Raw genomic sequence first — 10,008 nt, forward strand, 5'->3', positions numbered from 1 at the left:
CGGCAAAAGTGGCGTCCAACTGGTACATCGTGTATCCATAGCCAAATGGGTATATACCTGATTGGCTATATACAGGTGAACGCCGCTCGTCAACCGCACATCCGGATTTCGTGGCGCATTGCAAAATTGTGGCCAGACCAGGCTTGCGCGTCTATAAGGCCTGCGGTCCGAATTCAGCGCCGCCACGCTCCGCATGGAGCGCAGCAAGCCAGCCAAGGAAAATTCATGCCTGCCTATCGCTCCCGCACCACCACCCATGGCCGCAACATGGCCGGCGCTCGCGGCCTCTGGCGCGCCACCGGCATGAAGGATTCCGATTTCGGCAAACCGATCATCGCGGTGGTCAACTCCTTCACCCAGTTCGTGCCGGGCCATGTCCACCTGAAGGACCTCGGCCAGCTGGTCGCGCGCGAGATCGAGAAGGCCGGTGGCGTCGCCAAGGAATTCAACACCATCGCCGTCGATGATGGCATCGCCATGGGCCATGACGGCATGCTCTATTCGTTGCCGTCGCGCGAGCTCATCGCCGATTCTGTCGAATACATGGTCAACGCGCACTGCGCCGACGCCATGGTCTGCATCTCCAATTGCGACAAGATCACGCCCGGCATGCTGATGGCCAGTTTACGCCTCAACATCCCGACCGTCTTCGTCTCCGGCGGGCCGATGGAAGCCGGCAAGGTGGTGCTGGCCGGCAAGACGCAGGCGCTCGACCTGGTCGACGCCATGGTGGCGGCCGCCGACGACAAGATCTCCGACGAGGACGTCAAGGTCATCGAACGTTCGGCCTGCCCGACCTGCGGTTCCTGCTCGGGCATGTTCACCGCCAATTCGATGAATTGTTTGACCGAGGCGCTTGGCCTGTCACTGCCGGGCAACGGCTCGACGCTGGCCACGCATGCCGACCGCAAGCGCCTGTTCGTCGAAGCCGGCCACCTGATCGTCGATCTCGCCCAGCGCTATTACGAGCAGGACGACGAAACCGCGTTGCCGCGCAACATCGCCTCGAAGGGTGCCTTCGAAAACGCCATGACGCTCGATATCGCTATGGGCGGCTCGACCAACACCGTGCTGCACATCCTGGCCGCCGCGCATGAAGGCGAGATCAACTTCGATCAGGACGATATCGACGCGCTGTCACGCAAGGTGCCCGTGCTGTGCAAGGTGGCTCCCGCCAAGGCGGATGTGCACATGGAAGACGTCCACCGCGCCGGCGGCATCATGGCGATCCTCGGCCAGCTCGACAATGCCGGCTTGATCAACCGCGACCTGCCGACCGTGCACACACGCACGCTGGGTGAAGCGCTCGACCATTGGGACATTTCGCGCTCGACCAGCCAAAGCGTGCGCGATTTCTTCCTCGCTGCGCCTGGCGGCGTGCCGACGCAGGTTGCCTTCAGCCAGGACCGCCGCTGGGACGACCTCGACCTCGACCGCGAGAAAGGCGTCATCCGTTCAGTCGAGCACCCCTTCTCCAAGGATGGCGGCCTTGCCGTGTTGAAGGGCAATCTGGCGCTCGACGGCTGCATCGTGAAGACCGCCGGCGTCGACGAATCGATCCTGAAGTTCACCGGCCCGGCCCGCGTGTTCGAAAGCCAGGACGCCAGCGTCAAGGCGATCCTGGCCAACGAGATCAAGGCCGGTGATGTCGTCGTCATCCGCTATGAAGGGCCGCGAGGCGGTCCCGGCATGCAGGAAATGCTCTATCCGACCAGCTATCTGAAGTCGAAGGGCCTGGGCAAGGCTTGCGCGCTGGTCACCGACGGCCGCTTCTCCGGTGGCACCTCCGGCCTGTCGATCGGCCATGTCTCGCCGGAAGCCGCCGAGGGCGGTTTGATCGGCCTGGTGCACGAGGGCGATACGGTCGAGATCGACATCCCGAACCGGACCATCCGCCTAGCCGTCAGCGACGCTGAACTTGCCAGCCGCCGGGCGGCGATGGAGGCCAAGGGGATTGCTGCCTGGAAGCCCGAGGAGAAGCGCAAGCGCAAGGTCACTACAGCCTTGCGCGCCTACGCCGCGATGGCGACCAGCGCGGCCAAGGGCGCGGTCAGGTTCGTGCCGGAGTAAGGCTGGATTCCATCAGCGTGGCGCTGCCCCTCATTGTCCTGCCGGACATTTCTCCCCGTATAGTGACGGGGAGAAAGGCGCCGTCATCAACGATTTCGCCAATTGTAGGCGTTGACAAAGAGCGGCGAGGTCGCAGCATCTCCCTTCTCCCCGTCACTATACGGGGAGAAGGTGCCGGCAGGCGGGCGGCACAAGCGCTGCAGATTCTTTGCCGCCACGATAGGATGCTGATTCTTCAAGCGGGATGACGACGAATGGATTTCGACCTTATCGTTCGCGGCGGTACGCTGCCTGATGGCAGGGTCGCCGATATCGGCATCGTCGGCGAGACGATTGCGGCGATCGAGCCGAAGCTCGATGTCACCGCCGGCACGGCGATCGACGCCAGTGGCAATCTGGTCTCGCCGCCTTTCGTCGACCCGCATTTCCACATGGATGCAACGCTCTCCTACGGCATACCGCGCATCAACGCGTCGGGCACGCTGCTCGAAGGCATCTCGTTGTGGGGCGAGCTGAAGCCGCTGTTGACGCATGAAGCCGTGCGCGACCGCGCCCTTGCCTATTGCGACTGGGCGGTGTCGATGGGTCTGCTTGCCATCCGCACCCATGTCGATGTCTGCGACGACAGGCTGCTGGCGGTCGAGGCCCTGCTCGAGGTCAAGAAGACGATCGCCCCGTACATCGACCTGCAATTGGTCGCCTTTCCGCAGGACGGGTTTTATCGCTCGCCGAAAGCACGGGAAAACACTATCCGCGCACTAGACATGGGCGTCGACATCGTCGGCGGCATCCCGCATTTCGAGCGCACCATGGCAGATGGCACGCGCTCGGTGACGGAGCTGTGCGAGATCGCGGCAGAGCGCGGCCTGATGGTCGACCTGCATTGCGACGAGACCGACGACCCGCTGTCGCGCCATATCGAACAGCTTGCCTATGAGACGCAGCGCCTCGGCCTGCAGGGCAAGGTCGCCGGCTCACACCTCACCTCGATGCATTCGATGGACAATTACTATGTCTCGAAATTGCTGCCGCTGATCGCCGAGGCGGGTGTTTCGGCGATCCCCAATCCGCTGATCAACATCATGCTGCAGGGCCGCCACGACACCTTCCCCAAGCGCCGCGGTATGACCCGGGTCAAGGAAATGCAGGCGCTGGGCATCCGTGTTGGCTGGGGCCAGGATTGCGTGCTCGATCCCTGGTATTCGCTCGGCACCGCCGACATGCTCGACGTCGCCTTCATGGGCCTGCACGTCGCCCAGATGTCGAGCCCGGCCGACATGGCCCGCTGCTTCGACATGGTCACCAATGTCAACGCGTCGATCATGGGGCTCGACCATCTCGGCCTGGCGGTAGGCAAGCGCGCCAGCCTTGTCATCCTGGATGCCGGCAATCCGATCGAAGCCCTGCGCCTGCGCGCCGAACGCCTGTGCGTCATCGCCAGGGGCAAGGTGGTGGCGCAGCGGACGAAGCAGGACACCAGGCTGTCCATCCCGGGCAGGCCCAGCCTGGTGAACCGCAGGCATCGGACGTCGCATCAGGCCCAATAGCATAGGCCAGACCCAGCCGATTCCCGGTTCTGGCCTTGCGGATTTCCGGATTTCTCCTCGTCAAAGCAGCCGCTTCCGTCTACGACGCGGCTCTAAATCAAAGAGATAGAGCATGATGTCGTCCGAAAACCGCTTCACACTTTTCGGCATCATGCTCTAGGAGGAATCGGGATCGGCATGACGCAGCCCGTGGCGCAGAATTCCACAATCAGGAACGTGCTCCTGGCCGGCATCCTTTTGATGCTGGCCGGCGATTTCCTGTTTGCGCTGAACGATGCCATGGGCAAGTGGCTGGTCGCCAGCTTCTCCGTCGGCCAGGTGGTGCTGATCCGTTCTATCGGCGCGTTCTTCGTGCTTGGCCCGATGATCGCCCACCAGGGCACGGCCAAGCTGTTTCACATGGAGCGCCTGGAGCTGCAGCTGCTGCGCGTGGTGATGACAACGCTCGACACGGCACTGTTCTATGCCGCCGTCGTCTACCTGCCGCTTGCCGACGTGATGAGCTTCTACATGGCCGGACCGATCTATGTCGCGGCACTCTCGCATTTGTTGCTCGGCGAAAAGGTCGGCTGGCGCCGCTGGATGGCGATCCTGCTCGGCTTCTGCGGCGTGCTGATCATGCTGAAACCGTCCTCGGCGGCGTTCTCGTTGTCATCGAGCTTCGCGCTCGCCGGCAGCATTGCCTTCGCCTTCGCCATCATCCTCAACCGGCGCCTGCGCGGCACCAGCGACACCAACCTGGTGACATGGCAGACCATCGGCACGATGGTGGTCGGCGGCGTGTTGACCATCGGCGCCTGGCAGACACCGTCAGCGCTCGATTTCGGCGCCATGCTGCTGCTGGGTATCGTTTCATGCGGCGCGCATCTGATGATCACCAGGGCGCTCAAGCTGGCCCCGGCCTCGACGCTGGCGCCGCTGCATTACACGCTGCTCCTGTGGGCGGTGGTGTTCGGGCTGGTGTTCTTTGGTGACGTTCCCGGTCCGCGCATCCTGATCGGCTCAGGCATCGTCGTTCTCGCCGGCCTGTTCATCTTCCACCGCCAGAAAGTGGTCGACACCACTGTGCCGCCCGAAAACGTGCCAAAAGGCGTCAATTAGGGTCCAGATTTCCTGTGCCTAACCCAGGCGTATCGCCGCCAGGTGCCGTGAAAACTCCGGCGTCTCCATCAACGCCTTGCAGCGCACGAACCGTCCGTCGGCATAGGCGCGGAAATCATCGACTGGGTTGTTGTTGGCGAGCTGGATCAGCCCCCACAATGTCCACAACAGATCGCACATCGCCTTGTAGATGACGATGCGGCCGCGCTCGGCCGCTCTGGCCTCGCCGCCGAAATAGGCGTGCATCATCTCTTCGTCCTGCGCCGTATCGAATTTTCCTTCCACGCTGAGGTCGCCGAGATCCCAGAGCGGATCGTTCATGCCCGAATATTCCCAGTCGACGATCCACATCCGCTCGCCTGTATCGAGAAAGTTCTCGCACAGCGGATCGCAGTGGCAGGCAGCGAGGGGCAAGGGATGGGCGGCCAGCGCCGAGCGCACGCTCCCGGCCTCGCGCACCACGTCGTGATAGCCGGTGGGCAGGGCGACGTCCTTGGTCGACAGCACCTTGAGATAGTCGTCGATCATCGCAAACAGTTCGAAGCGGAAGGGAAACACCGCGCTGGAATTGTGCAGTTTGCGGAAGGCCTCGCCGGCCCGCGCCGGACTGCCGGGCCGAACCTTGAATTTCTCCGGCGACATCGTCTCCGCGCCGGCGATGAAGCGCGTCACCATGACCCCGGTGGCGGGATCGACATGCAGCACCTCTGGACTGACCTCCGCCTTTGCCGCTTCGCGCGCCGCCACCGCCTCGTTGGCGCGGTTGATGTATTCCTCGGTGCCCTTGCCGGGAATGCGCAGGCAGAACTCGCCAGCCTTGAAGACCAGATTGGTGAGGCCGCCGAGCCGTTCGAGCGGCCCGGTGTAGCCGGCCAGCATGGGAATGGTGGCCAAGGAAATGTCGGCAAGTGCCGCACGCGCCTCGTCTGTCACCATGCCTGCGCCCCAACGCTGTTATTTGTCGCAGCGACGGTTCCACAATTTTCGTGGTTTGGCTATCATGCGATGCAAGACCGATTGGTGGACAGGACAAAAGTGGCGCACAGCAAACATCGAGGCCCGCTTGCAGCAGCCTACGCGGCGAAGCGGCCAGAGGACGTCGCGGCACTCTATGACCGCTGGTCGCAGACCTATGACGCCGACATGTCGGCCGCCGGCTATCGCCATCCGACGATCTGCCTTGCCTTGCTGGCCCGCCATCTGCCGCGCGGTGCCGCGCCGCTGCTCGATGCGGGAGCCGGCACCGGGCTTATTGGCGAATGGCTTGATATAACAGGCTATCCCTTGGTCGAGGCGCTCGACATATCTGAAGGCATGCTGGCCCAGGCCGCCCGCAAGGGGGTCTATTCGGCGCTGCATTGCCTGGCGCTTGGCGGCAAGCTGCCGTTTGCCGACGATGCCTATGCCGGCATCATTTCGGCCGGCGTCTTCACCTCCGGCCATGTCGGCGCCGAGGGGCTGGACGAGCTGATCCGCATCTGCCGGCCGGGTGGCATCATCGTGCTGACAGTCAAGAACACGCTGTGGGAAGCCGGCTTTGGCGCGCGCATCGCCGAACTCGAAGCGCAAGGCCTTGTCACCCGCGTCGAGGAAACGCGTCCCTACGTCTCCATGCCGGGCGAGGCCGACACCGTGCCAAGCCGCGGTCTCGCCCTGCGCGTCACCTGATCTACGCTTTGACCCCGATCTACGCTTTGACCCTGGCGGCCGTCGGGTCGTACATCGGCTCGAGATGGATTTGGGCCGGCGTCCGCTCCATCGCCACGACCAGTTCATAGTCGCCCGAGGCGAGAAAATCGTCGCTCACCCCGTCGCCGTTGCGCACGTAGCCGTAGCCGATGTTCCGGCTCACCGTGTAGCCATAGCCGCCGCTGGTGAGATAGCCGACCGGCTCGCCATTGCGCAGGATGGTCTCGCGGCCAAGCAGCACGATCTCCGGGTCAACGACCGTGAAGCCGGCAAAGCGTTTCTTCAAGGCCGCGCCGCTGGTCTTCTCGAGCGCGCGTCGTCCGACGAAATCGGTGTTCTTGCGCAGCTTGACCGCCCAACCCAAGCCGGCTTCCTGCGGCGTGTCGTTGGGCGTGATGTCGGAGCCCCAGGCGCGATAGCCCTTTTCCAGCCGCAGCGATTCCAGGGCGCGATAGCCGACCGGGCGGATGCCGTGCTTGTTGCCGGCCGCCATCAGTGCATCGAAGACTTCGCCTGTCGCCTCGATCGGCACATGCAGTTCCCAGCCGAGTTCGCCGACATAGGTGACGCGCAGCGCCCGAATTGTGTGGCCGGCAATGGCAATCTCACGCACATGGCCGAACGGGAAACTGGTGTTCGACACGTCGGYTTCGGTCACGGCAGAAAGCACGTCGCGCGCCCGAGGCCCCATCAGCGACAGCGTGCCGAATTCCTCGGTGACATCGACAAGCGTGGCATCGAGCCCTTCGCCGATATGGTCGCCGATCCATGACAGATCATGGGTGCGGAACCCGGTGCCGGTGACGATGTAGAATTTCTCCTCGGCCAGTCGCGCCACGGTCAGGTCCGCCTCGATGCCGCCGCGCGTGTTGAGAAGCTGCGTGTAGGTCAGCCGGCCGACAGGCTTGCTGACGTCGTTGGCGCAAATCCAGTCCAGCACCTTCAGCGCGTCGGGCCCGCTCAGTTCGTATTTGGCGAAGGAGGATTGATCGAAGATGCCGACCTTCTCGCGCACGTGCCGGTGTTCCTCGCCGACTGCCGCAAACCAGTTCTGGCGACCCATCGAATAGACATCCTGCGGCTCGACGCCTTCGGGCGCGAACCAGTTCGGCCGTTCCCAGCCAAGCTTCGAGCCGAACACGGCGCGCTGCTGTTTCAGCCTGTTGTAAAGGGGTGAGACGATGCGCGGCCGCCCGCTGGCGTACTCCTCATGCGGGAAGCCGATCGTATAGTGCTTGCCATAGGCTTCCAGCGTGCGGTCGCAGACCCACTGCCGGTCCCGGTGCAGGTTGGAAAAGCGCCTGATGTCGACAACCCACAGGTCGAGCGGTGCTTCGCCGTCGACCACCCACTGCGCCAGCACCCAGCCGGCGCCGCCACCCGAGGCGATGCCGAAGGCGTTGAAGCCGGCGCCGACAAACATGTTGGCGCATTCGGGCGCCGCGCCGAGAATGAAATTGCCGTCCGGCGTAAAACTCTCCGGCCCGTTGATCATCTGCTTGACGCCGACGGTTTCGAGCGCCGGCACGCGCGCCATCGCTTGGCGCATGTGCTGTTCGAAATGGTCGTAATCGTCGTCGAAGAGCCGGAACTCCCAATCGTCGGGCACATCTCCGGTCGTCCAGGCCTGCGGGTTCGGCTCGTAGCCGCCCATCACCAGCCCGCCGACCTCCTCCTTGAAATAGGTGCGCCGGTCCGGGTCGCGGATGGTCGGCGCGTCGGTCGCCAGTCCATCGATCTTCTCGGTGATGATGTACTGGTGCTTCACCGGCTGCAGCGGCACGTTGATGCCGGCCATCGCACCCACCTGCCGCGCCCATTGCCCGGCGCAGTTGACCACCTTGTCGCAGGCAATGTCGCCCTTGCTGGTCTTCACCATCGCGATGCGGCCGTCCTTCATTTCGAAGCCGGTGACGCGCACATCCTCGAACAGTTTGGCGCCATGCATGCGCGCGCCTTTCGCCAGCGACTGCGTGATGTCCGAAGGGCTCGCCTGGCCGTCGGTAGGGAGCCAGGAAGCGCCCACCAAATCGCCGGTTTCCAGGAGCGGCCACATCGCCTTGACCTCCGCCGGCGACAGCAATTGCATGTCCATGCCGAAGCTTTTCGCCGTCGTCGCCAGCCTCTTGTACTCGGTCCAGCGGTCGGCATTGGTGGCCAGCCGCAGGCAGCCGGTCATCTTCCAGCCGGTGGCAAGGCCGGTTTCGGCCTCCAGCCCCTTGTAGAGGTCGACGGAATATTTGAGCACGCGGGTGATCGAGGCCGACGAGCGCAATTGCCCGACCAGCCCCGCGGCATGCCAGGTCGAGCCCGAGGTCAGCTTGCCCTGTTCGAGCAGCACCACGTCCGCCTTGTGGTCACGCGCCAGATGATAGGCCGTCGAACAGCCGATGATGCCGCCGCCAATGACGACGATCGCGGCCTGGCTGGGCAATGTCATGATTTTTGTATCCCGTACTTCGTTCTGTAGTTATCGAGCGCGGCTTCGAGCCGCGTCAGGTTCTCCTCGGTGTAGGCGACGTAGTCGATGCCGGGCGCGTCGAGATAGAGTTCGGACACCATGCTCCACATCGCCTCGCGCAGCAGCGAAGCGCATTGCATGGCCGCGTGCGAGCGGCGGATCGCCTGGTCCGGTTCCTTCATGAAATAGGCGGTCAGGAAGGCGAAGGATTCCTCGTCGCTCATGCCGGCATTCGAGGCTACGCCGGCAAGGTCAAACATCGCCGTGTTGAAACCGGCATACTCGAAGTCGATCAGCCATAGCCTGCTGCCGTCGTCAAGGATATTAGCCGGCAAAAGATCGTTGTGTCCAAAGACGATCGGCAGCAATTTCTGCGCGCGCTCCAGCTCGTCAGCCAGCGTGAGCAGGCGCGGCAATTCGCTGCGCTTGCGGCTGCCGCCTTCTTCAAGGGTCCGCGCATAGTCGCGAATGACATGGAACACCCAGAACATGAAGCCGGCGCCGGAGACGTGATTGGGCATCTCCCGGTGGAAACCGCGCATCAGGGCTGCGACACGACCAAGATTGGCGCGCACGTCCTGTGCAAGATAGGTTTTCGCACCAAGGTATTCCGTCACCAGGATGCCCGGTTCGGCATGGAGGACGGCTGGCGCGAAACCGGCGGCATGTGCCGCACGCGCGGTCATCACCTCACGCTCGCGAAAGACGTGATGGAACGGATAGTCCCTGCCGAAGCGCACGACGTGCTTTCCGGCGGCGTCCTTGACCACATAATTGGCGTTGCTGAGACCGCCCGGCAACGGCGCGATCTCGATGTTGCCGGTCCAGCAGGGCAGGGCGCGGATGCGGTCTTCTGCAATCACGGAATCATCCCTGGTTTGCTGAGCGTCGACTTTGCGGAGCGTCGGCAAGGGCGCCATGGACAGCCCAACGACAGCGAGGAGAAAATCTCGTCGGTGCGAGACGCCAGGATCGGTATCCCGCACCGCACCGACGAGCCCCTTGGCCAGGTTTTTGACCCCGGCATCCGCCCCCGCGGATCTGAAAATTCCTTGCGCCAGACACGTTCAAAACTGCCTGGCCAATGAGTTGCGGCTCTGCCATCACCCTCCCGTTGCAGCTCCGAACCCGTGTTTGTTG

Annotated in this window: 7 protein-coding genes; 4 read left to right on the forward strand and 3 right to left on the reverse strand. The window is 63.5% G+C overall.

The genetic code is table 11. The annotated features are described in order from the left end of the window. Nucleotides 1–225: 225 nt before the first annotated feature. The 3 genes from ilvD to ACXJ7R_RS16270 all read left to right on the forward strand — a co-directional run bounded on the left by ilvD (nucleotide 226) and on the right by ACXJ7R_RS16270 (nucleotide 4,718). Nucleotides 226–2,070, forward strand: coding sequence for a dihydroxy-acid dehydratase (gene ilvD / locus ACXJ7R_RS16260; protein WP_457152728.1), 1,845 nt, complete (start codon nucleotides 226–228; stop codon nucleotides 2,068–2,070). A 254-nt stretch (nucleotides 2,071–2,324) separates the two neighbouring features. Continuing rightward, nucleotides 2,325–3,617, forward strand: a complete 1,293-nt coding sequence (locus tag ACXJ7R_RS16265) for an amidohydrolase family protein (protein WP_457152729.1) — start codon at nucleotides 2,325–2,327, stop codon at nucleotides 3,615–3,617. A 177-nt stretch (nucleotides 3,618–3,794) separates the two neighbouring features. Beyond that, on the forward strand, nucleotides 3,795–4,718 hold the full coding sequence (locus ACXJ7R_RS16270; RefSeq protein ID WP_457152730.1) for a DMT family transporter: 924 nt from the start codon (nucleotides 3,795–3,797) through the stop codon (nucleotides 4,716–4,718). 18 nt (nucleotides 4,719–4,736) lie between these two features. Here ACXJ7R_RS16270 and ACXJ7R_RS16275 read toward each other — a convergent pair whose 3' ends face one another. Further along, entirely contained in the window at nucleotides 4,737–5,654 is a 918-nt protein-coding gene (locus ACXJ7R_RS16275) for a phosphotransferase (protein WP_457152731.1), read from the reverse strand. Between the two features lie 69 nt (nucleotides 5,655–5,723). Between ACXJ7R_RS16275 and ACXJ7R_RS16280 the strand changes: the two genes are divergently transcribed. Then, the gene (locus tag ACXJ7R_RS16280) at nucleotides 5,724–6,386 is read left to right on the forward strand and encodes a class I SAM-dependent DNA methyltransferase (RefSeq protein ID WP_457152732.1); all 663 of its coding nucleotides are present in this window, start codon (nucleotides 5,724–5,726) and stop codon (nucleotides 6,384–6,386) included. 19 nt (nucleotides 6,387–6,405) lie between these two features. Here ACXJ7R_RS16280 and ACXJ7R_RS16285 read toward each other — a convergent pair whose 3' ends face one another. After that, a complete protein-coding gene (locus ACXJ7R_RS16285; RefSeq protein ID WP_457152733.1) occupies nucleotides 6,406–8,847 on the reverse strand; it encodes a GcvT family protein in 2,442 nt (813 codons plus the stop codon). After that, nucleotides 8,844–9,731: a phosphotransferase gene (locus ACXJ7R_RS16290; RefSeq protein WP_457152734.1), complete on the reverse strand. Its 888-nt coding sequence runs from the start codon at nucleotides 9,729–9,731 to the stop codon at nucleotides 8,844–8,846. Before ACXJ7R_RS16290 ends, ACXJ7R_RS16285 begins: the two co-directional genes overlap by 4 nt. Nucleotides 9,732–10,008 lie beyond the last annotated feature (277 nt).

Source organism: Mesorhizobium sp. P5_C1, from assembly GCF_054049815.1.

Excerpts from the sequence above, each read along its gene's own strand:
- ACXJ7R_RS16270 (WP_457152730.1), top strand. The coding sequence starts at position 3,795 with ATGACGCAGCCCGTGGCGCAGAATTCCACAATCAGGAACGTGCTCCTG.
- ACXJ7R_RS16275 (WP_457152731.1), bottom strand. The coding sequence starts at position 5,654 with ATGGTGACAGACGAGGCGCGTGCGGCACTTGCCGACATTTCCTTGGCC.
- ACXJ7R_RS16280 (WP_457152732.1), top strand. The coding sequence starts at position 5,724 with ATGCAAGACCGATTGGTGGACAGGACAAAAGTGGCGCACAGCAAACAT.
- ilvD (WP_457152728.1), top strand. The coding sequence starts at position 226 with ATGCCTGCCTATCGCTCCCGCACCACCACCCATGGCCGCAACATGGCC.
- ACXJ7R_RS16265 (WP_457152729.1), top strand. The coding sequence starts at position 2,325 with ATGGATTTCGACCTTATCGTTCGCGGCGGTACGCTGCCTGATGGCAGG.